This window comes from Streptomyces sp. NPDC051561 (genome assembly GCF_044454195.1).
Taxonomy (GTDB): Bacteria; Actinomycetota; Actinomycetes; order Streptomycetales; family Streptomycetaceae; genus Streptomyces.
In genome coordinates this window covers 146,309-171,450 of the sequence record NZ_JBITDM010000010.1, presented here as the reverse complement: position 1 = coordinate 171,450, position 25,142 = coordinate 146,309, and the positions used below count along the sequence as shown (strand labels likewise).

Sequence of the window (25,142 nt, the reverse complement as noted above, 5' to 3'; positions counted from 1 at the left end):
CGACCCGCGCCCCGCCCGTCCCCCCGCGTGCAGCACCTCGTCGTCGGGGTGCGCGAAGAAACTCACCAAAGTTGCCGTGCGACCCGAGTGAACCAGTAGGCCCCCGATTCACGTCATCAAAGGTGGAAGCTTTACGCGGACCCTACGCAGGCGGCGCGCACCACGCAGACCACGTGGACCGCATCGACCAAAGTCACCGCAAGGCCGACCTTCGGCCGATACCTCCCGGAGCACCCGAAACCTAGGCTCCTGAAGGACACCGCACCACCAACGACCAACACACGGGGGAACGCAGAGATGAGCCGGCTACCGAATACGACCGTCCTGGGTTACCCCCGCGCCCGGCTGCTGCGCATCCTGCTCGGCTTCCCCGCCCTCGGCCTCGCCCTCGGCTTCGCGCTGCCGCCGCTGGCCCGTTGGCTGGACGGGGCCTCGATGCTGCCGCTGCGCGATGTGCTGGCGTTCGTCGGCGACATGGAGTCGGCCTGGCAGACGGTGGCGTTCGCGCTGGCGGCGACGCTGATCGGGCTGCTCGCGGCGTTCGTGGCGGTCGCCGACTCGGTGAAGGTGACGCTGACCGAGGACACCCTGAACGTCGAGTTCGGCGACCGGCAGAAGCCGTTGTCGCTGCGCCGCGAGCGGGTCGCCGCCGTCTTCGTCGAGGGCAAGGACCTGGTCGTACTGGACTCGGCGGGCCGCCCGCTCGCCCTGGCCCCGCACCGCGCCTCCCGCACCGCTCTGGCCCGCGCCTTCCGCGCCCACGGCTACCCGTGGCACGACTCGCGCGCGGAGTCCGGCGGCTTCGACACGGCCGGCACCCCGCTCGCGACGTCCGCGATGGCGTCGGCGACGTCACCCCTGGCCTCGTCCTCGTCGGCCGCGCTCCCGCTGAAGACCGCCGTCTCGGCCTGATCCGTCCGAAGCGCCGACCGGCCACCGGGGCCCCACTCCATCGCACGGAGTCGGGGCCCCGCCCCGTCACCACGCCGCGTCAGCCCTCCCCGCCCCGTAGCCGCACCCCGTCAGCCCTGCCCGCCGTACCCCCGCGCCCACTCCCGCACCAGTGACTCGAACTCCCTGGCCGCCGCGCTCAGATAGGCCGACTCGCGGCGCAGCAGTGCGGCTGTGCGCACCGGAGGCGCAGGCTCCACGGGCATCTGCCGCAGCCGGTCCTGGCCCGCCGCGATGGGTTCCGGGAGGACGGTCGCCAGGCCGCCCCGGCCCACCACCTCCATCAGCACACTGAGCGAGTTCGCCGCTACCGCGATGCCGGGACGCACCCCGTGCTGTTCGAAGTAGGCGTCCAGCTGTCGTCTGGTGGCGAAGTCGTCGCTCAGCAGAGCGAGTTGGCGCTTGCCGAGCTCCGCGACCGGAACCGCAGTCTCCCGTCCGGCCCACTCATGCCCCGCCCCCACCACCAGCACCAGCGCCTCCTCGAAGAGCGGCACCGCCTCCACCCCGGCCGCCCCCCGCTCCCCCGCGAACGCGATGCCCACATCCAGCCGGTCCGCGAGGAGTTCGGCCTCGATCCGGTCCTGGGTCATTTCGCGTACGTCGAGCTGGATGCCGGGGTGGCGGGCATGGAACTCCGCCACCAGCGGCCCCACCAGATACGTGGTGAACGTCGGCGTCATCGCCACCCGCAGCGTCCCGCGCGACAGGTCACCCACGTCCAGCACCGCCCGCTCGCCGGCCGCCAGGTCCTGGAGCGCCCTGCGTGCGTACGCCGCGTACGCCTCACCGGCGTCGGTGAGCCGCACCGACCTGCCCGTGCGGTCCAGCAGCTGCACCTTCAGCGCCTTCTCCAGCTGCTTGACCTGCTGGGAGAGGGTCGGCTGCGAGATGTGCAGGGCCTCGGCGGCGCGGGTGAAGTTGGCGTGCTCGGCGACGGCGAGCAGATAGCGGAGGTGCCGGAGTTCCAGAGCCATGACCTGACTATAGATGACATCGATAGCACCTATCCGAAGCAGCTCTTGGACGCTATACATCCAGCTCATGCATGGTGGAACACGTCGGACAACAGCCCGGCGGAACGGTTCACCGGCCGCAGCCCCCTGCGGTCAGTCGCAGGCAGGAGTGGTCCCATGCAGGAGATCGCAGCAGGAGTCGAGCGCTTCCGGCGCGAGGCCTTCCCACCCAGGGAGGAGCTGTTCCAGCGGCTGGCCACCACCCACACACCCGACGCCCTGTTCATCGGCTGCTCGGACGCCCGGGTGGTACCGGAACTGATCACCCAGCGGGAACCCGGTGAGCTGTTCGTCATCCGTACGGCGGGGAACCTCGTCCCGCCGCACGGCCAGGGCGCGGACGGCATCGCCGCCAGCATCGAGTACGCCGTGAACGCCCTCGGCGTCCGCGACGTCATCGTCTGCGGCCACTCCGCCTGCGGGGCCATGACCGCACTCGCCTCCGGCACCGACATGTCCCACCTCCCCGTCACCGCCTCCTGGCTGCGGCACGCCGACGCCTCCCGCGCCCGGCTGGACGCCACCGGACCCGAGGACGGCGACCGCCTCTCCACCCTCATCCACCACAACGTCACCACCCAGCTGACCAACCTGCGCACCCACCCCTCGGTGGCCCGCGCCCTGGCCCGCCGGGAACTGACCCTGCACGGCTGGGTCTACGACATCGGTTCCGGCCGCATCACCACCGTCGACACCGAAACCGGCGCCACCGCCCGGCTCGCGTAATCCCCGCACCCAAAACCCCCACCACACACGAAACCCCACCACACAAAGGGCCTCTCCCCATGAACAACCTCCACGCCCAGGCCGACCAGTCCACCCGCCAGCAGCTCACCCTCACCGCCATCGAGGCCAAGACCCGCCGTGACCTGTCCTGGAAGGAGATCGCCGAGCCCACCGGCCTCTCGGTCGCCTTCGTCACCGCCGCCCTGCTCGGCCAGCACCCGCTGCCGGCCGACGCCGCCCGCACCGTCGCGGACCTCCTGGGCCTCGACGACGACGCCGTACTGCTGCTCCAGACCGTCCCGATGCGCGGAAGCATCGTCGGCAACGGCGGCATCCCCACCGACCCGACCATCTACCGCTTCTACGAGATGCTCCAGGTGTACGGCACCACGCTGAAGGCACTGGTCCACGAGGAGTTCGGCGACGGCATCATCTCCGCCATCAACTTCCGTCTGGACGTCAAGAAGGTGGCCGACCCCGAGGGCGGCGAGCGCGCCGTCATCACCCTGGACGGCAAGTACCTCCCCACCAAGCCGTTCTAGTCGCACCCTCACCCCCACGAGCGGCGTTTCACGTGAAACACGACGTTTCACGTGAAACATCGCCGCTCATCCCCGCACCCCAACTCCGGGAGCCGACCGTGGACTTCGCACAACGCACCATCGACCTCGCCCGCGCCAATGTCGCCGAGGGCGGGCGCCCCTTCGCCACCGTGATCGTCCGCGACGGCGAGATCATCGCCGAGAGCGGCAACCAGGTCGCGCAGACCAATGACCCCACCGCCCACGCCGAGATCCTGGCCATCCGCGAGGCCTGTACCAAGCTGGGCACCGAGCACCTCACGGACTGCACGATCTACATCCTGGCCCTGCCGTGCCCGATGTGCCTGGGAGCGCTCTACTACACCTCGCCCGCCGAGGTGGTCTTCCTGACCACCCGCGACGCCTACGAGCCGTTCTACGTGGACGACCGCAAGTACTTCGAACTCGACACCTTCTACGGCGAGTTCGCCAAGCCGTGGCAGGAGCGCCGGCTGCCGATGCGGCACGAGGAGCGCGCGGAAGCGGTCGACGTCTACCGCGACTGGAACTCCCGTAACGGCGGCGAGCGCCGCGTCCCGGGCATGCCGACCGCCTGAGCACCCGTGCCCGAACCCCGGACGGTCACGAGCACCCACCGGTCACGAGCAACTCACCGGGCGCCCGCCCACCCCACGTCCGAGGCCGGAACCCGTCACTGCGGGTCCCGGCCTCCGCCGTGCACGACCGGCACACCCGACCGCCGGGCATGGCCGCCGCGCCCGCTACTGCCCCGCGTGCGCCCTGCGCACCGCCGCCAGGTCGATCTTCTGCATCGTGTACATCGCCTGAGTGGCCCGCGTCGCCGCCGCCTGGTCCTCGTCACCGATCAGGTCGATCAGCTCGACGGGCGTCACCTGCCAGGACACCCCGAACTTGTCCTTGAGCCAGCCGCACTGGCTCTCCTGGCCACCGTTCTCGGTGAGCCGGGACCAGTAGTGGTCGACCTCCGCCTGGTCCGCGCAATCGATCTGGAACGACACCGCCTCGCTGAACGTGAACATCGGCCCGCCGTTCAGCGCGACGAACTTCTGTCCGTTGATCTCGAACTCGACCGTCACCACCGACCCAACGGGCCCGGGGCCGGCCTCGTTGTACCGCAGGACGCGGCCGCGCCCGGAGTCCTTGAAGACGGACAGATAGAAGTCCACCGCCTCCTCGGCCCGGCCGTCGAACCACAGACAGGTGGTGAATCCGCGTGTGCTCATGAAGTGCTCCTCACCGGAAGGGACTGCTTCGCCTGCTGCACATGGAGACCCCCGCCGCCCCCGAAACTCATCGCCGCCGCCGCGACGTACCGAAAATCGACCGGCTGATCTCCCGCCCCAGCTGCGTCCCGATCGACCGCGCGAGCGACTTGAACATCCCGCTTCCCACCACCTGCTCCACCAACGACGGATCGTCCTTCTCCGGTGCCGCCGCCACCTCGGGCGCCGCCTCCACCACCGGTGTCTGCAACTTCTCGTACGCCGACTCCCGGTCCACCGCGTCCGCGTAGCGCCCGTACAGCAGCGATGACTTGACCGCCCGGTCCAGCGCCTCGTCCCCCACCGGACCCATCAGCGACTCCGGCGCCCGCAACCTGGTCGCCGCCACCGGCGTCGGTGCCCCCTTCTCGCTCAGCACGGTGATCACCGCCTCGCCCGTGCCCAGCCCGGTCAGCACCTCCTCCAGGTCGTACGGCGAGTGCGGAAAGGTCTTCACGGTCGCCCGCAGCGCCTTCGCATCGTCCGGCGTGAACGCCCTCAGCGCGTGCTGCACCCGGTTTCCGAGCTGCGCCAGCACATCCACCGGCACGTCCTTCGGCACCTGCGTCACGAAGAACACCCCGACCCCCTTGGACCGGATCAGCCGCACCGTCTGCGTGATCGACTCCAGGAATGCCTTCGAGGCCCCGTTGAACAACAGATGCGCCTCGTCGAAGAAGAACACCAGCTTCGGCCGGTCCAGATCCCCGACCTCCGGCAGATCGTTGAACAGATCCGCCAGCAGCCACATCAGAAACGTCGAGAACAGCTGCGGTTTCTGCTGCACGGCGGCCAGCTCCAGCACCGACACCAGCCCCCGCCCGTCCGGCGCCTGCCGCAGGAACTCGCTCGTGTCGAACTCCGGCTCCCCGAAGAACTCCCCCGCCCCCTGCTGCTCGAAGGCGGTCAGCGCCCGCAGGATCACCCCGGCCGTCACCGACGAGAGCCCGCCGATCCCCTTCAGCTCCGGCTTCCCCACGTCCGAGGTCAGAAAGGCCACCACCGCCCGCAGATCCTTCAGATCCACCAGCTCCAGACCCTTGGAGTCCGCGTAGTGGAAGATCAGCCCGAGCGACTGCTCCTGCGTCTGGTTGAGCTGGAGAACCTTCGACAGCAGTACGGGACCGAAGCTGGTGACCGACGCCCTGAGCGGGATTCCGGGCCCGATCCCGCCGAGTGCGTAGAACTCGCACGGGAAGCCCTTGCCCTGCCACTCCTGCCCGACGGCCGCCGCCCGCTCCCGTACCTTCTCGTTCTCCTCGCCCGGCGCCGAGATCCCCGACACATCACCCTTGATGTCGGCCAGAAACACCGGCACACCCTGCGCTGACAGCTGTTCGGCGATCAGCTGGAGGGTCTTGGTCTTTCCGGTGCCGGTCGCGCCCGCGACCAGGCCGTGCCGGTTGAGCATGGAGAGCGGAATGCGGATCTGCGACTCGGGCAGACAGACCCCGTCCCACAGCAGCGCACCAAGATCCAGGGCGGGGCCTTCGAAGGCATACCCGCCCGCAATCGTCGTCGCGGCGTCACTCATGTCACCGGAGGGGGTACTTCCGCTCATCGTTTGCTCCCGTTCTGGCGCTGAATACGACCTTTGCATCCCTGCTTCATGGCTGCGCCCGGAGCCCCTTCCCCGGTAGGCTTTCCGTGTGATCTTCAAGCGCATCGGAAACGGCCGGCCGTACCCCGACCACGGCCGGGAAAGCACCCGGCAGTGGGCGGATGTCGCGCCGCGCCCGGTCCGCCTCGATCAGCTCGTCACCACCAAGGGCCAGCTGGACCTAGAGACCCTCCTCGCCGAGGACTCCACGTTCTACGGCGATCTCTTCGCGCACGTCGTGAAGTGGCAGGGCGACCTCTATCTGGAGGACGGACTGCACCGCGCGGTCCGCGCCGCCCTCCAGCAACGCCAGGTGCTGCACGCACGCGTCCTCGAACTGGGCTGACCTGCCCGTCCGTCCCGGACGGGTTGCTGACCTGCCGGTCCTTCTCGGACGGGTTAACACCTCAATGCCCCATTGACCCTTTCGGGTTGGGCATGGCCGGTCATTGACCCATTCGTTGATCATTTAGTACGCAATGCCGCCGGTCGGCACTACGCTGCGCCCATGAGCATGCTGACTCCCCCCGGCATGGGCGGAAAGTACCGCATCACGGGTAACGCCTATCCCCGGATGCGCCGCCCCCGTAGCCGCCGCCGGATCATCCTTCTGGTGGTGGCCTCCGTGGCTGCCCTGGGCCTGATCGGCTGGGGAACGATGCAGCTCATCGACGTCTTCACCGGCGGCGAGAAGAAGGCCGTGGCCGGCGGAAAGCACCCCGACTGCAAGCCTGCGGGGACCCCCGCGGCGGTACCCGGGAAGAAGCTCCCCAAGCCGTCCGCGATCAAGGTCAACGTCTACAACGCGACCGCCCGCAGCGGCCTCGCCAAGCAGGTCGCCGACGAGCTGAAGAAGCGCGGCTTCACGGTGGTGCAGTCGACCAACGCGCCCAAGGAGTACGACAAGAAGGTAAAGGCCGCCGCCCTGCTGGTCGGCGCCCCCAAGTCGCTCGACACCCAGCTCCCCGTGCTCGGCACCCAGCTGAAGGGCGCCGAGAAGAAGGCAGACGCCCGCGCGGGCCAGGACGTCGACCTGATCATCGGCGACGCCTTCAAGTCCCTGGACGCCAAGAAGGACGCGGACACGGCCCTGGCCACCCTGGCCAAGCCCGCACCCGCGCCCTCCGGCGACAAGTGCTGAGTACCGCTCCCGCCTGACTACTCCGCGGTGCCGTACATCCGGTCGCCCGCGTCACCCAGACCCGGCACGATGTAGCCCTTGTCGTTGAGCCGCTCGTCGACCGAGGCGGTCACCACGGTGACCGGCGTGCCGGCCAGCTCGCGCTCCATGACCTCGACGCCCTCCGGCGCGGCGAGAAGCACGACCGCGGTGACGTCGTCCGCACCACGCTTGATGAGCTCCTTGATGGCCGCGACCAGGGTGCCGCCGGTGGCGAGCATCGGGTCCAGGACGTACACCTGGCGGCCGGAGAGGTCCTCGGGCATCCGGGTCGCGTAGGTCTCAGCCTGGAGGGTCTCCTCGTTGCGGATCATGCCGAGGAAGCCCACTTCGGCGGTCGGCAGCAGCCGGACCATGCCGTCGAGCATGCCCAGACCGGCCCGCAGGATCGGCACCACCAGGGGGCGCGGGTAGGACAGCTTGACGCCCGTGGTCGGGGTGACCGGCGTCTCGATGTCGACCTGCTCGGTGCGCACGTCCCGGGTGGCCTCGTACGCGAGCAGGGTGACCAGCTCGTCGGCGAGGCGACGGAAAGTCGGGGAATCGGTGCGCTTGTCGCGCAGCGTGGTGAGTTTGTGCGCCACCAGCGGGTGGTCAACAACGTGTATCCGCATGTTTCAACAGTAACCGGGCGGGGCGTCCGGCCGCCTGCCGCGGGCCCTCCGGGGTACCGGGGGCCACACCCGGGTCGCCTGCGGTCGCATCATCCCGGTTCCCGGAGGGAAGGTGAAGACGTACCAATCCCGCCTCATCAGGACGGTGCGGCCGATGACGCAGCAGCCAGAACAGGACACCTCCGGGCAGCGGTCCGAGGAGAGTGACGCGGCCCGCAGGCGCCGACGCGCCCAGTTCCTGCGCGAACTGAACGAGGCCAAGGAGCTGCGCGACCGCGTCCAGCCGAGGCGGGCCAGGGCGGCCCGAATGCGCCAGCAGATGCGGATGCGGACCTTCCGCTGGTAGCCGTCACCACCCTTCCCGGACACCGCCGGACAGTCCATGCTTCGGACCGATGCACGACGCAAGAGCGGAAGACCTCTCGCTCGGCCCAGGTTTCTGCCACGATTCCGAGTGGGCGGGGCCGAGCGGAGCACCGCTGAATCGTCACACCTCTGATCAGTGGGAGAGTCACGGTGTACATCGCCGCACTGCTCGCGCGCACCGAAGACGGTTGGCAAGCGAGCGACACAGAGCTCGACGACGTGGAGACCCTGTCGGATCTCGTCGAACTGGCCCGGGAGGGCTCGGTGGACGAAGACACGGTCCTCGTCTTCATCGAGCAGGAGGACGCCTGGTTCGGCGTCGTCCGCACGGAGGACCTGGAGGACCCGCGGATCTACGTCTCCGACGCAGCCGCTGCGGCCCGCTCCAGCTACGGAGAGATCCTCACCAACGAACTGCTCGGCGGGAACGACGACGACCCCTCCGCCGACCTGGACTCGCTGGACCTCGACGGCACCGAGGACGGCGAGAGCGAGACGTCCGACCCCGACGAGGACGGCGACAGCCTGAGCGGCGGCCTCGCGGGCGACACCGGCACGACGGCCTCCGCCGCGGCGGGCCCGGTCGGCGACCGGCAGATCCTGGACGACCTGGGCATGACCGAGAAGCAACTCCTGGGGCTCGGCAGTGATGCACTGTCCGAGATCGCGGACGCACTGGGCGCCGCGGAAATCCTGGAGGCAGTGCGCTAGTGCACGACCCGCAAGATCCGAATCACCCGCAGGACCCGCAGGACCCGCAGGACCCGCAGGAAATGGTGCGCACCTACGACCTCGTACGGGAGCCATGGCAGCCCGCCATGGCCCTCGCCCTGGCCGAGGCGGCCGCCGCGGCACTGGCCGGCGACGTGCCGGTCGGCGCCGTGCTGCTGTCCCCGGCCGGGGAGGTGCTCGCCCTCGCCCACAACGAACGAGAACTGCACGGCGACCCGACCGCGCACGCCGAGGTACTGGCGATCCGCCGGGCCGCCGAAAAGCTCGGGGAATGGCGGCTGACCGGCTGCACCCTGGTCGTCACCCTCGAACCGTGCGTGATGTGCGCGGGCGCTCTCGTCCAGTCCCGTGTCGGTCGTCTGGTCTACGGCGCCCGCGACGAGAAGGCGGGCGCGGCGGGCTCCCTCTGGGATCTCGTACGGGACCGGCGGCTCAACCACCGCCCCGAGGTGATCGCGGGCGTACGCGAGGAGGAGTGCGCGGCGCAGCTGACCGCGTTCTTCCGGGACCGGTAGCCACGTCGGGCCCGGTCCGGCCCCGACCGGCACTTATCGGTTTCGGAGCACTGCCTCCGGTGGGCTAGACTCTGTCTCGGTAGCGTGTCCGAGTGGCCTAAGGAGCACGCCTCGAAAGCGTGTGATGGTGCAAGCTATCCGTGGGTTCAAATCCCACCGCTACCGCTCTTGAGCAGTACGAACGTGAAGCCCCGCCCCGCAAGGGACGGGGCTTCCGTCGTTCCCGGACCAGGCGTCCGCCACCCTCGGCCACGCAGCCCTCGGCCACGCAGCCCGGTGAACCGCAGCCATGTGAACCGCGGAAAGCCAGAAGCCCCGGCCTTGGGGGAGGCCGGGGCTTCTGGTGGTCAGGGATGCGGAGAAAAGCTGAGGACGGGGGAAGCGGCATCGGGGGGACAAGCCGCTTCCCCCGATGAGAACGGGCCTCAAAGTCCGTGCCGCAGTCAGGGGAATTGCGCGGCGCGGACCCCGCAGTGAGGCCCTGTTCCTCGCCCGGTGGATTCCTGCCAGATCCCTCCGGGCTCATGGACAATCCTGCTCCTGCCCGAGCCCCGCCGACCACGCCAAAGGGCCCGCATGGAGGGGTCCTTGGTCCTTAAAGACGAAGTGAAGTTCTCCGTAAGAACTCGCTGGGTGATCGCGTACGCCCACTTGAGTTGCCCGGTCGTACGGTTAGACTCTCGCGACTGCTCGGCGGACCACAGGGGAGGGTCTGGGCGTGGACATCAAAAAGGCCATTCTCTACATTTTGATCGTTTTCGTGCTCTACACGATCATCGTCTCCCCCGAGAAGGCGGCAAATATGGTCGGGCTAGGCTTCCAGGGCCTGTCCGACGCGGCCCGGGGCATCGGCACGTTCATGACCAATCTCGTGAATTGACCGAGCTTTTGCACTGAGCAACAGGGCCGCCTCCCTTCCCCAAGGAGTGCCCCGTGATCCGCCATCTGGTCCTCTTCAAGCTCAATGAGGGCGTCGACCGCGACGAACCGCGCGTCCAGGCCGCCGCGAAGGCCTTCTTCGAGCTCGGTGACCTCGTCCCGGAGCTGGAGTTCTGGGAGTGCGCCTGGAACATCACGGACCGCCCGATCGCCTACGACTTCGCCATCAACTCGGCCGTCGCGGACGCCGATTCGCTGAAGTCCTACATCGAGCACCCGGCCCACCAGGCGGCCGCCGGACAGTGGCGCGAGTTCGCCACCTGGATCATCGCGGACTACCCCTTCTAGCCCCTCCTCAGGCTTCTTCCGTACGGGAGAAACGCCCGGCCCCGCATCTCATGGATGCGGGGTTTTTGTATTCCTATGCCCCAACTTGCCCTCAACACGGCGCTATACGGTGCTTGCACACAGTGCACATGTCTTGTGATGCTATGACCGCTTTTGACGGATCAATGAAGCGAAGTGTCCACGTAACGACCGAAAAAGGGGTGGCGTGACTGTGCCGGCCAGTACTGCTCCGCAAGCGCCGCCCTCCCAGGGGAAGTCCCCGGAGGGGCACTCCACAGGGATTCCGACCGCCACAGGGGCCCCCGGAACCACACCCGGGACCCCTCCCGGCGGGACCCCCGCCGGGACCGCGGAGCCCTCGCAGACCGAGACCACCCTCACCGAGACCCCCGAGCGCATCCCGGGAGCCCCCGCCGCCCGCACCCGCGGCGCCGACACCCGGGCGCTCACCCAGGTCCTCTTCGGCGAGCTCAAGCACCTCACGCCCGGCTGCCGCGAGCACGGCCGGGTGCGCGCCGCCCTCATCGAGGCCAACCTCCCCCTGGTCCGGTACGCCGCCGCCCGCTTCCGCTCCCGCAACGAGCCGATGGAGGACGTCGTCCAGGTCGGCACCATCGGCCTCATCAACGCGATCGACCGTTTCGACCCGGACCGCGGCGTCCAGTTCCCCACCTTCGCGATGCCCACCGTGGTCGGCGAGATCAAGCGGTACTTCCGCGACAACGTCCGCACCGTGCACGTCCCGCGCCGCCTCCACGAGCTGTGGGTGCAGGTCAACGGGGCCACCGAGGACCTCACCACCGCACACGGCCGCTCACCCACCACCGCCGAGATCGCCGAACGGCTGCGGATCACCGAGGACGAGGTGCTCGCCTGCATCGAGGCCGGGCGCTCGTACCACGCGACCTCGCTCGAAGCCGCCCAGGAGGGCGACGGCCTCCCCGGGCTGCTCGACCGCCTCGGCTACGAGGACCCCGCGCTGGCCGGGGTCGAGCACCGGGACCTGGTCCGCCACCTCCTCGTACAGCTTCCGGAGCGCGAGCAGCGGATTCTGATGCTGCGTTACTACAGCAATCTGACGCAGTCTCAGATCAGTGCGGAGCTGGGAGTTTCCCAGATGCATGTGTCACGGCTACTTGCCAGAAGCTTCGCGCGACTGCGATCCGCAAATCGGATCGAGGCGTAACCCTCGCGGGTGGAACCTGCGGGGGGCAGAAAAGCCGCACACCCCCTCTTTCCTGCATGTATTTGTCGACTTGGCGCTACAGCGTGTTGCCGACATGTGACATTCTGCTGGAACCGCGTTTGCAGCAGCCCCGCCGCCGGTATTCAGGGGGAGGCTGCTTCCTCCGACGGGAAGCGTCTGCCGCTACCGTCCGCGACCCTAAGAGGGGGTGGCATGTCCGTAGAACAGGGCAGTTCGAAGGTGCTCATCAAGGATGCGCCCGACATGCTCGACCGTGCTCCGGCGATCCAGATTCCGGTGCAGCCGGTTCCGGATCAGGAGGCGCCCGTACAAGCGCCGCCGATCGTCTCCCAGCCGGAGGCACTCGACACCCGCACGCTGTCCCGCTCCCTGTTCCTGCGGCTCGCCGTCCTCGAAAAGGACAGCCGGGAACGCACGTACGTCCGCGACACCCTCATCGAGCTCAATCTGCCGCTGGTGCGGTACGCCGCCGCGCGCTTCCGGTCGCGCAACGAGCCGATGGAGGACATCGTCCAGGTCGGCACCATCGGCCTGATCAAGGCGATCGACCGCTTCGACTGCCATCGCGGGGTGGAGTTCCCCACCTTCGCGATGCCAACGGTGGTCGGCGAGATCAAGCGCTTCTTCCGCGACACCTCGTGGTCGGTGCGCGTCCCGCGCCGGCTCCAGGAGCTGCGGCTCGCGCTGACCAAGGCCAGTGACGAACTGGCGCAGAAGCTGGACCGCTCGCCCACCGTGCCCGAACTCGCCGCCGTACTGGGCGTTTCCGAGGACGACGTGGTCGACGGTCTCGCGGTCGGCAACGCCTACACCGCCTCCTCGCTGGACTCGCCCTCCCCCGAGGACGACGGCGGCGAGGGCTCCCTCGCGGACCGCCTCGGCTACGAGGACACCGCGCTGGAAGGCGTCGAGTACCGCGAGTCGCTCAAGCCGCTGCTGGCCAAGCTGCCGCCGCGCGAGCGCCAGATCATCATGTTGCGCTTCTTCGCCAACATGACCCAGTCGCAGATCGGCGAGGAGGTCGGCATCTCCCAGATGCACGTCTCCCGGCTGCTCACCCGGACCCTCTCGCAGCTGCGGGAAGGCCTGATCGCCGACTGAGCAGAAGCATGGGACTTGGCGTTCTCCAGAGGCGCCAAGTCCTGCTACCCACTGGTTATTTGACGGGCCGTCAGCCAGACTGGCGCGATGCGACGTCAGCGTGTGGCAGTGGGGGCCGGTGCCGCTGTGCTGTGCCTGGGCGGCCTTCTCGCCACTCTGGGCGACGGCGGCGGCGAGGACGGCTTCGTAGCGGTGGGTGCGGCCGGAGCGGGGCCCGAGGGGGCGCCGACGCGGGCCGTACCGCCGGAGGGCGGCGTGGAGTTCGTACCACTGGACTCACCGAGGACGCCCACGTCCAACTCGCCTGCGGTCCCGGGAAGTTCAGCCCCGGGAGCATCCGCGGGCTCTTCTGCCGGCTCACCGGCCGGATCCCCGGACGGTCCTTCCGCCGGTTCAGCCGCTGGCTCATCCGCAGGTTCTTCCGTGGGTTCTTCCGCAGGCGGTACGACGCCGGGCGCGCCGCCCGGTGCCGGCGGACCCGCCACCCGTACCCCTGAGGGCGGCGCTGCGGGCGGCACCGGCGGGGCACCCGGAAGTGGCGGCAGTGCGCCCTCCACCGGTCGGCCCGCGCCCCCGCCCGAGACCGGGCCCGCTCCGAAGCCCGGGCCCGCCAGCCTCTCCGTGGGCGCGCCCGTGCGCGCGAAGGCGGACCGGCGGTGGTGCGAGAAGGTCACCGTGACGCTGCGCAATTCCGGCGGAAGCGCGGTGCGCTCGGGCACTCTGACGTTCGCGACGCACATCATCGGTGCGCTCGGCGTCGACTGGGGGACGCGTACGTCGTCCCAGCCGCTGCCCGGACCGATCGGCCCGGGCGCGGCCAGGAACGTGACGTACACAGTCTGTGTGGACGCGTGGCGGGTGCCCCTGGGGATGCACGTGGAGACCCGGAAGGTCACCGCCGCCTGGAAGTAGGGACTAACGGAGCCAGGGACATAACGGAGCCGGCGGACGTGCCGGAGCCGGCGGACGTGCCGGAGCCGGCGGACGTGCCGGAGCCGGCGGACGTGCCGGAGCCGGCGGACGTGCCGGAGCCGGCGGACGTACTAGCCGAGGGCGAGCCAGGCCACCGCGGCCAGGACGACCACGACGGCGACGATTCCGACGATCAGGCCGGTCTTCGGGCCTGACGACTGGGCCGCCGGCTGCGAGCGGCGCTGCTGCTGGGGCTGCTCCTCGTCCACGAACGCGCGGAACATCTGAGTGCTGCCCGCCGGGTCGTAGTTGCCCTCGGGACCTTGGCCTTGGGGGGCGTGGGGGTTGTGTGCCATGCGCGAGACCCTAGCGAAGGTGACCCCTCCAGCGACACCCCAGGGGCCTGCTCTCTCCTGAGCTGCGGCTTTACCCGGGGTACCCGACCGCTTGACCGGTCGATCACGGAGCCTTTTGGAATCCTTTGCCCCAGAGGCCCCAAATTAATTTGTCTGAAGCAACCATCTACTCATATGGTTGCCCTAAGCAACAAGATGCCCCGAGTGTGCAGCGGGCATGAGGTTCAAGGGCTTGAAGGTTTCAGAGGAGGTGCCGTCGTGGCCGCCAAGAGTCAGTACGAGGAACTGGCCCGTCAGCTCAGCGCCTTCGGTGCCGTGAAGAGGGGGCTGGCCCGCATTCTTCCCCTGGAGTGCCCGCCCGCTTCCGCCGCCGTACTCACCCTCCTCGACCGGAAGGGCGAGATGCGGCTCAGCGGTCTCGCCGAGCTGATGGCCATCGACATGTCGGTGACCAGCCGCCATGTCGCCCACGTCGCCGAACGCGGCTGGATCGACCGCTCGCCCGACCCGGGTGACAAGCGGTCGAGGATCCTCCGCCTCACCCCGGCCGGGAAAGCCGTCCTGGACGACCTCTCCCGGCACACCACCGATTTCCTCGCCGAGACCCTCGGCGACTGGTCCGACGACGAGGTCGGACAGTTCAACGCGATGCTCGCCCGCCTGCGCGACAGCTTCGGCGACTGCCGTTCCTGGACGCCCGTGCCGCTCGACTGCACCGCGCCGACCGCAACACCCACCGCGCCCGACGCTTCCGCGCCCGCGCCCACCACCTCGGCGCTCACGACTTCCGCTATACCCGCAACACCTGCGTAAAGGACAAGGATTCAATTGGCTACGACCACACCTACCGGTGTGCGGGGCGGCCACGCCAAGCACGGGGCGTCCGCCCCCGGCTCCGACAGTGCCGCACCAATGACACACCGCCAGATCATGGAAGCCCTCGCGGGCCTCCTGCTCGGCATGTTCGTCGCGATGCTGTCGTCGACGATCGTGTCGAACGCCCTTCCCGAGATCATCCGTGACCTCGACGGCACCCAGAGCGCCTACACCTGGGTCGTCACCGCCGCCATGCTGTCGATGGCGGTCACCACCCCCATCTGGGGCAAGATGGCGGACCTCTTCAGCAAGAAGCTGCTGGTCCAGATATCTCTGGTGATCTTCGTGCTCGGCTCGGCGCTCGCCGGCCTCTCGCACAACACCGGCGTCCTGATCACCTTCCGGGTGCTTCAGGGCATCGGTACCGGTGGTCTGGTGGCGCTCACCCAGATCATCATCGCCGCGATGATCCCGCCGCGTGAGCGCGGCCGGTACTCCGGTTACATCGGCGCCACCTTCGCGGTGGCCACCGTCGGTGGCCCGCTGCTCGGCGGCGTCATCACCGACACCGACTGGCTCGGCTGGCGCTGGTGCTTCTACGTGGGTGTGCCGTTCGCGGCCATCGCGCTGGTCATCCTGCAGAAGACGCTCCACCTGCCGGCGGTCAGCAAGCGCAAGGTCAAGATCGACTGGTTCGGCGCGTTCTTCCTGGCCGCCTCGGCCTCGCTGCTGATGATCTGGGTGACCCTCGCGGGCGACAACTACGCGTGGAACTCCTGGCAGACCTATGTGATGACGGGTGGCTCGGTCCTCCTCGGCGTCATCTTCGTGATCATCGAGTCCAAGGTCGCGGAGCCGCTGATCCCGCTGCGCTTCTTCCGCAACCGCACCATCGCGCTGACCGCGGCGGCGAGCCTGTTCGTCGGTGTCGCGATGTTCGGCTCCACGGTCTTCCTGAGCCAGTACTTCCAGCTCGCCCGGGACAAGTCGCCGACGATGTCCGGCGTCATGACCATCCCGATGATCGCCGGTCTGTTCCTCTCCTCGACGGTCTCCGGCGCGATCATCACCAAGACCGGGCGCTGGAAGGGCTTCCTGGTCGGCGGTGGCGTGGGTCTGACCGCGGGTCTGGGTCTGCTCTCCACGATCGCGTACGACACCGAGTACTGGCAGGTCGCCATCTACATGGCCGTCCTGGGCCTGGGCCTCGGCATGATGATGCAGAACCTGGTGCTGGCGACCCAGAACCAGGTCGCCCCGCAGGAGCTCGGCGCCGCCAGCTCGCTGGTCGCCTTCACCCGTACCCTCGGTGGCGCCATCGGCGTCTCCGCGCTCGGTGCGGTGCTCTCCAGCCGGATCACGCACTACGTCGAGGACGGTCTGACCGCCCTCCACATCAAGCTCCCCGGCGGCGGTGCCAGCAACGGCATCCCGGACATGGACGCGCTGCCCGCTCCGATCCGCAAGGTGATGGAGAGCGCGTACGGCGACGGTGTCGCGGACGTCTTCCTGTATGCCGCCCCCATCGCCCTGCTCGGTCTGCTGCTGGTGCTGTTCATCAAGGAGGTCGCGCTGAAGACCTCCAACGACAGCGAGATCCCCTCCGGTGCCACCGCTGAGGTTCCGGTCGGCGCTCCCGCGGTCGAGACGACCGTCGAGGGCATGGCGGGGGTCACCCCCGGCGCCGTCGAGGAAGCCCCGGCTGCGCTGCTCACCCCGCCCACCGGGCGGACCCTGCACGGATCCGTCCGTACCGCCGAGGGTGTCTCGGTGCGCGGCGCGGCGGTCACGCTGATCTCCCTCGCGGGCCGTCAGCTGGGCCGCTCGGTGGCCAGGCCCGACGGGAGCTACCAGGTGGACGCCCCGGCAGCCGGGTCGTACGTCCTGATCGCCTCGGCGGACGGCTTCCAGCCGCAGGCGTCGACCGTGACCGTCGGCGACGAGCCGATGGCGTACGACATCCTGCTCTCCGGCACCAGCGGCCTCAGCGGCGCGGTGCGCAGCGCGGCCGACGGGACCGGCGTCGTGGACGCGATGGTCATCGTGACCGATGTGCGCGGCGATGTGCTGGCGACCGGCAAGTCCGGTGAGAGCGGCGAGTTCGCCTTCGGTGAGCTGGTCCCGGGTCCGGTGACGGTGGCGGTCAACGCAGCCGGCTTCCGGCCTATGGCACTGCCGGTGGAAATCGGCGGCCAGGGTGTGACCCGCGTCGAGGCAGTCCTCGCCGCCGGTGCGCTGGTCCAGGGCACGGTCAAGGCGGGCACCGCCCGTCGGCCGCTGCCGGACGCCCGCGTCACGATCATGGACGCGGCGGGCAATGTGGTCGCCACGTCCACCACCGGTGAGGACGGCGCGTACGCCTTCACCGACCTGGACGCGGGCGAGTACACGGTCATCGCGACCGGTTACCCGCCGGTCGCGGGCAATCTGACGGTGGCGGGGCGCGGCGTGGACGCGCACGACATCGAACTCGCCCACCCGGGCGAGTAGCTGAACCTCCGGCACGGGGCGCGTTCTTGAGCGGAGGCGCGCCCGGTGCCGGGGAAACGGGGCCAGGTCCGGCGGACCGGCTCCAGGGGGGCGGCAGGCAGGGGACGGCCTGCCGCCCCCCTCTTCTCTTTTCTCATCAGTACGTACGAGAGCAGGCAGGTAGCGGTATGGGACTTCGCGCACAGGTACGGACCCGGGACGGCTGGGCCGTGCAGCACGCGGTGGTGACCGTCACCGACATGACCGGCACCCAGGTGCTGCGGGCGGCGGCCGACGGCGACGGAGTCGTCAACGACACGACCGCGCTGGCGACCGGCCCGTACACGGTCATCGTCACCGCGGTGGGCTATGCGCCGATCGCCTCGACCGCGCTGGTCACGGCCTCGGGCCGGATCGACGCGGGCAATGTGACGCTGCTGCGCCAGGGCGGTGTGGAGCTGCCGCCGCCGGGCGTGTGGACCATCGACCCGGTGCACTCGGCGGTCGGCGCGGTGGCGCAGCACCTGGGGATCTCCAGTGTGCGCGGGCGGTTCACCGAGTTCGGTGGACGGATCGAGATCTCCGAGGACGTGGCGAAGTCGCGCGTGGAGGCGGTGATCTCGGCAGCGACGATCGACACCGGCAACGGGATGCGTGACGGCCACCTGAAGTCGCCGGACTTCCTGGACGTGGAGACGTACCCCGAGATCACCTACCGGAGCACCGCACTGGTGCCGGCCGGGCCCGACCGGTGGACGGTGAAGGGCGAGCTGTCGCTGCACGGAGTGGTGCGGGAGGTCGACCTGGACCTCAGTTACCTGGGCACGGGGCCCGACCCGTGGGGCGGGGTACGGGCCGCCTTCCACGCGACCGCCGACCTGCGGCGGGACGACTTCGCGATGAACTACAACCAGGTGGTGCAGGCGGGCATCTCGGCGATCGGGGCGACGCTGCGGGTGGAGCTGGACATTCAGGCGGTGCAGGGGGAGGGGCTGCCGCAGGGGTAGCGGGGGCTGGGCTCGGGCTGGGCCTGGGATCGGGATTGGGATCGGGATTGGCCGATGTTTCACGTGAAACAGCGCTGCTGGCTTGTGGCTGGAGCCGTGTTTCACGTGAAACGGCGCAACTGCGCTGCGCCCGCTTTCAGTTGCGGTGGGCGAAAGTGCCCGGGGTCGGCGGTTGGCCGCCCGTCTGCAGGACGAGTTCGTAACAGAGATCGCGAAGCTTGAGGTTCCGGCCCTGGGAGGCCCGGCGCAGGGTGTCCAGGGCCACTCCGGCCGGGCACTTGCGACGGGCCATCACAATGCCGATCGCCTGGTCGATGACGTACCGGGACTCCATCGCGGCCCGCAGATCGTCGGCCGTCGCCGATTCCCGCTCGATGCGCTCGGCGACCGCCACGGCGCCGGCCGCCTGTTCTGAGAGGCGGCGGGCGGTCTCCCGTTCGTCCTGGAACGCCTTGGGCGTCTGGGAGTAGAGGTTGAGGGCGCCGACCGTATTGCGGCGGACCTCCGCGGTACGCGGGGCGTGGGGCGCGCGGACCGTGACCGACAGGGGGGCGGCGAAAACGGAACGGATGCCCTGGGCGGCGGCGAGCCCCGGGTAGGGGCCCCAGCGCTGCTCGCCGATGGTGTCGGCGACGTACTCCTCGACCCCGTTCTCCAGACTGCAGACGCACGGCCCCGCCTCGACCTCGTACTGCATCGCATCGAGCAGCAGTGCCTCGCTGTCGCTGCTCGCGGTGGTGACGAGGCGGCCGTTCCTGCGCATGGTCACGCTGCACGAGCTGGCACCGTCGACCGCGGACACCGCGTGCATGGTGAGTTCCTGGAGGAAGGAGTCCAGGCCCCTCCAGTCGGTAAGTGCGTCGTGCACCGTCCCGAAGTCGAATCCGATGTGTCCGTGGTCGTGGCCGTTGCCGAGGCCGTCGCCCCGGCTGATTGTGTGGCTCGGCTCCGGGCCGTTGTCGCGGCTGGTCTCGTGGCCGTTCTCGCGACCGGGGCCTGCGTCTGTCGTCTCGGTCATACCTCCGCTGGTGCCCCGGAATCGGCCGGAAACGCGACATCGTGGGGCGTGGGCGCGAGCCGCACCCCCTGGTGCTCCGCTCACGCGGGTGCGTGCGCCGAGGCGCGTACGGGTGTAATTCACTCCCTCGACCGGGCGCTTTCCCCATGCTCCAATGGAGACCCCAGGTCAGGAAGCGGCCCCACCGACTCGACGCGCAGCTGTTGCCGTCGGCATCGGACAGGTGAGCACTGTGCCCTTCCGCATGACCCCTTGCGATCTCCCTCACGCGCCGCGCCGGTGCCTGGTTCTCGTCATGCCGCGTGAAATCGACATAGCCAACATCGAAGAGCTGGACGGGGAGATGCGCAGGTCCTTGGACCTGCGGCGCGGCCGGATCGACGTACTCGTGCTGGACTTCACGGGTACGTCCTTCACGGACAGCCGTGGCGCCCGGTTTATCTCCGCGACGCTGGAGTACGCGGGGCGGTCGGGCGTCGCGGTGCGGCTGGCGGCCGGCGAGGGCAGGGGCGAGGGCGGGGCGGTGCGCCGGGTGATCACCCTGACCGGCCTCCGCCGGGACGTGCCGGTGTACGGGTCGGTGGCGGAGGCGGTCGCCGGGGTGGATGAACTGGGCTTACGGGTCGGGGGGTTCGGCGGGATCGAGGGGTGACGGGCACCGAGGAGGACGCCGGGGGCAGGCGCCGCCGCTCCCGGGCCCGCTGCTCGGCTGCTCGGCTGCTCGGCTGCTCGGCTGCTCGGCTGCTCAGCTATTCGGCTGCCCGGCTATTCGGCTATTCGGCTATTCGGCGGAGGAAGCCGCGCTCGTGGCCTCGATGCCCGCGATCAGGACGTCCAGTGCGATGCGGAAGTCGCGGTCGTACATCTCCGCGACGGTGGAGCCGCCGCGCGCCTCCATCACGGCCGTCGAGTCGCGGAACAGCTCCGTCCCCTCGACCGCCCCGGAGATCGCCCCCATCGCTTCGGCGTACAGCTCGTCCGGGGTGATTCCCGAGGCGGCCGCACGCTGGTGGAACTCGCCCTCGATGGTGGCGAATCCGTACACGAACTGGAAGACGGACGCGACCGTGCCGCCCTGTCGGTCCAAGGGCATCCCGGTCTTGCGCATCAGGCCGAGGGTGGCGCTGGAGAACTCCATCATGCGCGGCCCGATGCCGAGGAAGCGGCCCACCAGGATGCTCGCCCAGGGGTGCCTGACCAGCACCTCCCGGTAGGTCTGCGCGAGTTGGCGCAGTTGGTCGCGCCAGTCGGTTGCGGCGGCGGGGTCGGGCAGGTCGAGTTCGCCCATCACCCGGTCCACGGCGAGTTCGAGGAGGTCGTCCTTGGTCGCCACGTACCAGTAGAGCGACATCGCGGTGACCTTCAGCTCGGTCGCCAGCCGACGCATGGAGAACTTGGCCAGTCCCTCGGCGTCGAGCAGGGCGACCGTCGCGGCGGTGATCTTCTCGCGGTCGAGCCCGGCGACGGCGGGATCCGCCTTCCGGCCGGTACCCGTGCCTGTGCCGCCGCCGGCGCTGCGCGGCTTCTTCGCGTCCAGCCAAACGCTGCTCATTCCGGGCTTCTTGACGCGGTCGGCCGCCGACACCATGGGGCACACTCCTCGGTTCTGTTCGGCCCCGCCCGACACAGCCCGGATCAGTCAGTCCGGTTCCGTCAGGCGGGACGGACCGTGTTGTTCCGGTTCGTCCCGCCGATGGTATTCCGTTGGCTTCTCCGGCGGTATGGGGACGGACCCATTGACCTATCGTTCAACGATCCTCTCAGCCCGGTGCAGCAGCAGTGCCGCGAGGAGGCCGCCGACCAGGACCGCGACGGCTCCTACCAGCTGACTGGTCTCCAGGCCGGAGGCGAAGGCGTCGCGGATCTGCTCCCGCTCCGCCGGACCGCCCGCTGCCGCCATGGCCGCGGGCAGGGACACCGCGCCGACGGCGGCCGGGACAAGGCCGGCGAAGCGGGAGTTGAGCACGGCTCCCAGAACGGCGACGCCCAGGCCGTTGCCGAATTCGGCGAGGGTGCCGTTGACGCCCGCGCCGACACCGGCCTTCTCCGGCGGGATGGCGCTCATGATCGCGTTGGCCATGGCGGGCCCGGAGAACGCGATGCCCGCACCCATCACCACTAGCCCCAGCAGCATCCCCCCGTAACTCTGGCCCCCAAGCGTCGCGATGCTCGCCAGTCCGGCAGCGATCAGCGTCATACCGCTGGCGATCGTCACCGGCGTACCGAACTTGGCCAGCAGCCGTGCGCCCACGCCCAGCAGGTTGAGTACGACCACGGAGACGGCGAGCGGGGCCGTACGCAGACCTGCCTCCAACGGCTCGTATCCGAGCACGAACTGAAGGTGCTGGGTCAGCAGATAGAGCGAACCGCCCATGCCGAAGGCCACCAGGATCGAACCCGCGACGGCGCCGATGAACCGCTCGTTGCGGAAGAAGTGCATATCGAGCATCGGATACTCGATCCGCAGCTCCCACCAGACGAACGCGGCCAGCATCACGGCACCGAAACCCGCCGCGAGCAGCACCTGGCCGGACTCCCAGCCGTGCTCGGGACCGGAGATGATCGCGAAGACGACCGCCCCCATGCCGAGGGTGGAGAGCAGCGCCCCGAGCAGGTCGGGCCGGTCACCCGCCGGGTTCTTCGACTCCGGCACCAGGGCGAGCACGGCGACCAGCGCGAGCACCGCCACCGGAATGTTGATCAGGAAGATCGCGCCCCACCAGAAGTGATCGAGCATGAACCCCCCGAGCAGCGGCCCCGCGGCGAAGCCCAGCGAACTGACGGTCGACCACAGAGCGATCGCCTTCACGCGCTCGCTCTCGTCGAAGATCTGCATGATCACGGCGAGTGTGGTGGTCATCAGCAGCGCGCCGCCGACGCCCATTCCCGCGCGGGCGGCGATGAGCTGGGCGGACGACTCGGCGAGCCCGGCGACCAGTGAGCCGACGCCGAACAGTACGAGTCCGGCCGCCAGCATCTTCTTGCGCCCGTACCGGTCGGCGGAGCTGCCCGCGGTGAGCAGCAGGCCCGACTGGACGAGCGAATACGCGTTGATCATCCACTGGATGTCGGCGCTGGAGGCGTTGAGTTCGGTGGTGAGGGAGGGGATGGCGACATTCAGAACGGTGTTGTCGAGCAGCACCGTGAGCTGCGCCAGGCAGATCACGCCGAGGATCAGCCAGCGCTGCGGGTGCCCACGGGGCCGGAGGGCCTGCTGGTCGTGGGCGCCGGGACGGGGGTGCGGGTTCGTGCCAACGGCGGGCGAGGTCACGCGAAGACTCCTTTACGGTGTACAGGGTGTTCCTGTACACCGTAGAGGAGATTCTTATACACCGTAAAGGTGATTACTTGGAGAGAGGCTTCGTCAGGTCGTAGAGGGTGGTCCCACCTGCGGAAACCTTGGTGTAATTCGCCTTCACCCAGGAGGAGATGGCGCTGCTGGTGCCGCCTCCGGGGCCGGCCGTGACCAACCGGAGGCCTTCACCTCCGGTCCGGGCGGATTCGGGGCCACCGCGGTTGCCGCCGGGTCCTTCGCCGCCCTCGATGAAGTAGTGGATCTTTCCGTCACGTACGTACTGCTGGAAGGCAGCCAGGGTCGGGGAGGGGTCGCTGCCGTTGAAACCACCGATGGCCATGACGGGCTTTTGGGTGGCGAGCTGGTAGCTGGCGGCGTTCTGGGAGCCGGTGGAGGCGGCGGCCCAGGTGTAGTCGTCGGCGTTGGCCGAGATGAGGGCCTTGGCTTCGGCGTCCACTTGCTGGCCGTCGAGGAGGCCGTTCATGGGGGATTTGGGGGTGGTGGTGTTGCCGTTGGGGGACTGACCGTTGGGGGCTCCGGGGCCGTTCTGGTTGCCGCCGTTGCCGTTGTTGCCCTGGTTGCCGGGGCCGCCTTGGGGGGCGGATCCGTTGGGGGGCTGGGTGCCGCCCGGCTGCCCGCCGTTCTGGCCTCCGGGCTGGGTGCCGCCGGGGCCGCCGGCCTGTCCGGCCCCGGGGCCGCCGATCCACATTCCAGGTCCCGCTCCGCGTTCCATGCGCATGCCGCCGCCCGGGCCGCCGAAGCCGCCCCGGGTGGAGGGGCCCGCGGTGACGATGGAGCCGGTGTGGGCGGAGTTGACGGTTTGGGCCGCGTACGCGGCCGGGCCTGCCAGGGCGGTGATGAGGCCTAGGGCGGCGGCGCCCACGGCGACGTACCGTACGGGCCTTCCCTGCGCGAAGCGGCCTCGCAGCAGGCCGACGGCGAGCAGACCGACGACGGCCAGCACGCCGGTGACCAGCAGCGTGGTGCGCAGCCAGGGCAGGTGGTCGGGGGTACGGCCGAGCAGGACGTACGCCCAGTAGGCGGTGACGCCGACGGACGCGGCCAGGGTGACGGCGGCGGCCGGGGTGCGGCGTTCCTCCCAGAGGATGCTCGCGCCCATGCCGACGAGGGCGGCGACGTACGGGGCGAGGGCGACCGTGTAGTACTCGTGGAAGATGCCCGCCATGAAACTGAAGACGACGGCGGTGGCCAGCAGCGCCCCGCCCCAGACCAGGAACGCGGCCCGTGCGGTGTCGGTGCGGCGGGCCCGCCAGGTGATCACGAGGCCGGCGATCAGCAGGATCAGAGCGGCCGGGAGCAGCCAGGAGATCTGACCGCCGACGCTGGATCCGAACATACGGAGGAGCCCGGACTCGCCCCACATGCCGCCACCACCGCCACCGCCTCCGCCGCCGGGGCCTCCGCCGCCGACGCTGCCCGCTTCGTTGCCGTTGATGCGGCCGAGGCCGTTGTAGCCGAAGGTCAGCTCCAGGAAGGAGTTGGTCTGCGACCCACCGATGTACGGGCGGGAGGCGGCCGGCCACAGTTCGACGAGGGCCACCCACCAACCGGCGGAGACGATCATCGCCAGCGCGGACAGGGCGAGTTGACCGAGGCGGCGGGCGAGACCGGTCGGTGCGCAGACCGCGTACACCACGGCCAGCGGCGGCAGGATCAGGAACGCCTGGAGGGTCTTGGTCAGGAACGCGAAACCGACCGCGACCCCCGCCCACACCAGCCACTTGGTCCGGCCGTCCTCCAGTGCGCGCAGCACGAAGTAGACGGTGACGGTCATCAGGAGGGCGAGCAGCGCGTCCGGGTTGTTGAAGCGGAACATCAGCGCAGCCACCGGCGTCAGCGCCAGCACCGAACCGGCGATGAGCCCGGCGGCGTGCGAGAACCGCCGGCGTACGGCGGCGTACAGCACGGCGACCGTGCCCACGCCCATCAGCACCTCAGGAACGAGGATCTGCCAGGAGCCGAGGCCGAAGAGCCGGACGGAGAGGGCCATCGGCCACAGGGCGGCCGGGGGCTTGTCGACGGTGATGGAGTTCGCGGCGTCGGAGGAGCCGAAGAAGAACGCCTTCCAGCTCTCACTGCCGGCCTGCACGGCGGCGGAGTAGAAGGAGTTGGCGTAGCCGGAGGAGGAGAGGTTCCAGAGGTAGAGGGCGGCGGTGGCCAGGAGGAGGAGTACGAGTCCCAGGTTCAA

Annotated in this window: 27 protein-coding genes and 1 tRNA gene; 19 read left to right on the top strand and 9 right to left on the bottom strand. The window is 69.5% G+C overall.

The annotated features are described in order from the left end of the window. Positions 1-297 precede the first annotated feature (297 nt). Positions 298-912, top strand: coding sequence for a hypothetical protein (locus ACIA73_RS23085; RefSeq protein ID WP_399440527.1), 615 nt, complete (start codon positions 298-300; stop codon positions 910-912). 110 nt (positions 913-1,022) lie between these two features. Here the strand turns inward: ACIA73_RS23085 and cynR are convergent, their stop codons facing one another. Then, entirely contained in the window at positions 1,023-1,928 is a 906-nt protein-coding gene (cynR, locus tag ACIA73_RS23080) for a transcriptional regulator CynR (RefSeq protein ID WP_399440526.1), read from the bottom strand. Positions 1,929-2,084: 156 nt separating this feature from the next. Here cynR and ACIA73_RS23075 point away from each other — a divergent pair, with 156 nt between their 5' ends. The 3 genes from ACIA73_RS23075 to ACIA73_RS23065 all read left to right on the top strand — a co-directional run bounded on the left by ACIA73_RS23075 (position 2,085) and on the right by ACIA73_RS23065 (position 3,831). Continuing rightward, on the top strand, positions 2,085-2,693 hold the full coding sequence (locus ACIA73_RS23075; protein ID WP_399440525.1) for a carbonic anhydrase: 609 nt from the start codon (positions 2,085-2,087) through the stop codon (positions 2,691-2,693). 59 nt (positions 2,694-2,752) lie between these two features. Further along, complete coding sequence (cynS, locus tag ACIA73_RS23070; RefSeq protein ID WP_399440524.1) at positions 2,753-3,235, top strand: cyanase; 483 nt, start codon at positions 2,753-2,755, stop codon at positions 3,233-3,235. A gap of 98 nt (positions 3,236-3,333) precedes the next feature. Then, positions 3,334-3,831 carry a nucleoside deaminase gene (locus tag ACIA73_RS23065; protein WP_399440523.1) on the top strand — a complete coding sequence of 166 codons (498 nt, stop codon included), beginning with the start codon at positions 3,334-3,336 and terminating at the stop codon, positions 3,829-3,831. Between the two features lie 165 nt (positions 3,832-3,996). Here the strand turns inward: ACIA73_RS23065 and ACIA73_RS23060 are convergent, their stop codons facing one another. Together ACIA73_RS23060 and ACIA73_RS23055 are read right to left on the bottom strand one after the other, a co-directional pair. Continuing rightward, the gene (locus ACIA73_RS23060) at positions 3,997-4,479 is read right to left on the bottom strand and encodes a VOC family protein (RefSeq protein ID WP_399440522.1); all 483 of its coding nucleotides are present in this window, start codon (positions 4,477-4,479) and stop codon (positions 3,997-3,999) included. A gap of 67 nt (positions 4,480-4,546) precedes the next feature. Next, on the bottom strand, positions 4,547-6,079 hold the full coding sequence (locus ACIA73_RS23055) for a helicase HerA-like domain-containing protein (RefSeq protein ID WP_399440521.1): 1,533 nt from the start codon (positions 6,077-6,079) through the stop codon (positions 4,547-4,549). Positions 6,080-6,167: 88 nt separating this feature from the next. Here ACIA73_RS23055 and ACIA73_RS23050 point away from each other — a divergent pair, with 88 nt between their 5' ends. Both ACIA73_RS23050 and ACIA73_RS23045 read left to right on the top strand, forming a co-directional pair. Further along, positions 6,168-6,464, top strand: coding sequence for a type II toxin-antitoxin system VapB family antitoxin (locus ACIA73_RS23050; RefSeq protein ID WP_003955420.1), 297 nt, complete (start codon positions 6,168-6,170; stop codon positions 6,462-6,464). Positions 6,465-6,626: 162 nt separating this feature from the next. Then, positions 6,627-7,259, top strand: coding sequence for a LytR C-terminal domain-containing protein (locus ACIA73_RS23045; RefSeq protein WP_399440520.1), 633 nt, complete (start codon positions 6,627-6,629; stop codon positions 7,257-7,259). A gap of 17 nt (positions 7,260-7,276) precedes the next feature. Here ACIA73_RS23045 and upp read toward each other — a convergent pair whose 3' ends face one another. Then, positions 7,277-7,912 (bottom strand): uracil phosphoribosyltransferase, encoded by a 636-nt coding sequence (upp, locus tag ACIA73_RS23040; protein ID WP_399440519.1) that lies wholly within the window; start codon positions 7,910-7,912, stop codon positions 7,277-7,279. Between the two features lie 154 nt (positions 7,913-8,066). On the opposite strand from upp, the gene ACIA73_RS23035 reads away from it, so the two are divergent. From ACIA73_RS23035 to ACIA73_RS22995, 9 genes are all read left to right on the top strand, one after another. Beyond that, on the top strand, positions 8,067-8,258 hold the full coding sequence (locus tag ACIA73_RS23035; protein ID WP_399440642.1) for a hypothetical protein: 192 nt from the start codon (positions 8,067-8,069) through the stop codon (positions 8,256-8,258). A 170-nt stretch (positions 8,259-8,428) separates the two neighbouring features. Continuing rightward, the gene (locus tag ACIA73_RS23030) at positions 8,429-8,989 is read left to right on the top strand and encodes a hypothetical protein (protein ID WP_399440518.1); all 561 of its coding nucleotides are present in this window, start codon (positions 8,429-8,431) and stop codon (positions 8,987-8,989) included. 62 nt (positions 8,990-9,051) lie between these two features. After that, positions 9,052-9,525, top strand: a complete 474-nt coding sequence (gene tadA, locus ACIA73_RS23025; protein ID WP_399440636.1) for a tRNA adenosine(34) deaminase TadA — start codon at positions 9,052-9,054, stop codon at positions 9,523-9,525. Between the two features lie 78 nt (positions 9,526-9,603). Then, positions 9,604-9,690, top strand: a tRNA-Ser gene (locus tag ACIA73_RS23020). A 553-nt stretch (positions 9,691-10,243) separates the two neighbouring features. Continuing rightward, positions 10,244-10,405 (top strand): hypothetical protein, encoded by a 162-nt coding sequence (locus tag ACIA73_RS23015; RefSeq protein ID WP_185032280.1) that lies wholly within the window; start codon positions 10,244-10,246, stop codon positions 10,403-10,405. 53 nt (positions 10,406-10,458) lie between these two features. Next, positions 10,459-10,752, top strand: coding sequence for a Dabb family protein (locus tag ACIA73_RS23010; protein WP_399440517.1), 294 nt, complete (start codon positions 10,459-10,461; stop codon positions 10,750-10,752). 280 nt (positions 10,753-11,032) lie between these two features. Then, a complete protein-coding gene (locus tag ACIA73_RS23005; RefSeq protein WP_399440635.1) occupies positions 11,033-11,938 on the top strand; it encodes an RNA polymerase sigma factor SigF in 906 nt (301 codons plus the stop codon). Positions 11,939-12,151: 213 nt separating this feature from the next. Then, positions 12,152-13,060 carry an RNA polymerase sigma factor SigF gene (locus tag ACIA73_RS23000; protein WP_399440516.1) on the top strand — a complete coding sequence of 303 codons (909 nt, stop codon included), beginning with the start codon at positions 12,152-12,154 and terminating at the stop codon, positions 13,058-13,060. 423 nt (positions 13,061-13,483) lie between these two features. After that, the gene (locus tag ACIA73_RS22995) at positions 13,484-13,972 is read left to right on the top strand and encodes a hypothetical protein (RefSeq protein ID WP_399440515.1); all 489 of its coding nucleotides are present in this window, start codon (positions 13,484-13,486) and stop codon (positions 13,970-13,972) included. 131 nt (positions 13,973-14,103) lie between these two features. Here the strand turns inward: ACIA73_RS22995 and ACIA73_RS22990 are convergent, their stop codons facing one another. Further along, a complete protein-coding gene (locus ACIA73_RS22990) occupies positions 14,104-14,328 on the bottom strand; it encodes a hypothetical protein (RefSeq protein ID WP_399440514.1) in 225 nt (74 codons plus the stop codon). Between the two features lie 258 nt (positions 14,329-14,586). Here ACIA73_RS22990 and ACIA73_RS22985 point away from each other — a divergent pair, with 258 nt between their 5' ends. From ACIA73_RS22985 to ACIA73_RS22975, 3 genes are all read left to right on the top strand, one after another. Then, positions 14,587-15,141, top strand: a complete 555-nt coding sequence (locus ACIA73_RS22985) for a MarR family winged helix-turn-helix transcriptional regulator (protein ID WP_399440513.1) — start codon at positions 14,587-14,589, stop codon at positions 15,139-15,141. Positions 15,142-15,156: 15 nt separating this feature from the next. Then, the gene (locus ACIA73_RS22980) at positions 15,157-17,634 is read left to right on the top strand and encodes an MFS transporter (protein ID WP_399440512.1); all 2,478 of its coding nucleotides are present in this window, start codon (positions 15,157-15,159) and stop codon (positions 17,632-17,634) included. 167 nt (positions 17,635-17,801) lie between these two features. Further along, the gene (locus ACIA73_RS22975) at positions 17,802-18,620 is read left to right on the top strand and encodes a YceI family protein (RefSeq protein ID WP_399440511.1); all 819 of its coding nucleotides are present in this window, start codon (positions 17,802-17,804) and stop codon (positions 18,618-18,620) included. A 136-nt stretch (positions 18,621-18,756) separates the two neighbouring features. On the opposite strand, the gene ACIA73_RS22970 is transcribed toward ACIA73_RS22975, so the two are convergent. Next, positions 18,757-19,638 (bottom strand): GAF and ANTAR domain-containing protein, encoded by an 882-nt coding sequence (locus ACIA73_RS22970; protein WP_399440510.1) that lies wholly within the window; start codon positions 19,636-19,638, stop codon positions 18,757-18,759. 154 nt (positions 19,639-19,792) lie between these two features. Between ACIA73_RS22970 and ACIA73_RS22965 the strand changes: the two genes are divergently transcribed. Beyond that, positions 19,793-20,290, top strand: a complete 498-nt coding sequence (locus ACIA73_RS22965) for an STAS domain-containing protein (protein ID WP_399440509.1) — start codon at positions 19,793-19,795, stop codon at positions 20,288-20,290. Positions 20,291-20,419: 129 nt separating this feature from the next. On the opposite strand, the gene ACIA73_RS22960 is transcribed toward ACIA73_RS22965, so the two are convergent. From ACIA73_RS22960 to ACIA73_RS22950, 3 genes are all read right to left on the bottom strand, one after another. Beyond that, positions 20,420-21,226, bottom strand: coding sequence for a TetR/AcrR family transcriptional regulator (locus ACIA73_RS22960; RefSeq protein ID WP_399440508.1), 807 nt, complete (start codon positions 21,224-21,226; stop codon positions 20,420-20,422). 153 nt (positions 21,227-21,379) lie between these two features. After that, positions 21,380-22,816 carry an MFS transporter gene (locus ACIA73_RS22955; protein ID WP_399440634.1) on the bottom strand — a complete coding sequence of 479 codons (1,437 nt, stop codon included), beginning with the start codon at positions 22,814-22,816 and terminating at the stop codon, positions 21,380-21,382. A 166-nt stretch (positions 22,817-22,982) separates the two neighbouring features. Beyond that, on the bottom strand, positions 22,983-25,142 hold the full coding sequence (locus ACIA73_RS22950; protein ID WP_399440507.1) for an ArnT family glycosyltransferase: 2,160 nt from the start codon (positions 25,140-25,142) through the stop codon (positions 22,983-22,985).